Source organism: Roseibium denhamense (genome assembly GCF_009711415.1).
GTDB classification, from domain to species: Bacteria; Pseudomonadota; Alphaproteobacteria; order Rhizobiales; family Stappiaceae; genus Roseibium; species Roseibium denhamense.
Genome location: NZ_SMLZ01000015.1, coordinates 1 through 302, shown reverse-complemented (window position 1 = coordinate 302; position 302 = coordinate 1). Strand labels below are relative to the sequence as shown.

Genomic DNA, 302 nt, shown 5'->3' with positions numbered 1-302 from the left:
GAACATGTCGCCGGATTATGCCCAGCCGGGTATGTCGACCCTTGGAAAAGCGACACTGGACGCGAGTGGGCACCTCTCCATCACCGACCCGGATGCCGGAGAGGCTTCATTCGATACTCACGGCCTTGGGTTCACCTATCATGGCACCTACGGCGACCTCCTGCTTCGAGCGAATGGCGAATGGTTCTATCACGCTGATGCCGGATCCAACCGGTTCGTCGGCGGTGCTGCAACGACGCGCGGGACGACCATTGACCGTCTGGGCGAAGGTGAGAGCCTGACGGACACGATCACGGTCTATT

At 60.3% G+C, this 302-nt stretch carries 1 protein-coding gene; it reads left to right on the top strand.

Features of this window, described 5'->3' with window-relative positions; genetic code table 11:
* Positions 1-302: VCBS domain-containing protein (locus E1180_RS00035; RefSeq protein WP_196220466.1), on the top strand; the 302-nt coding region annotated here is incomplete at both ends.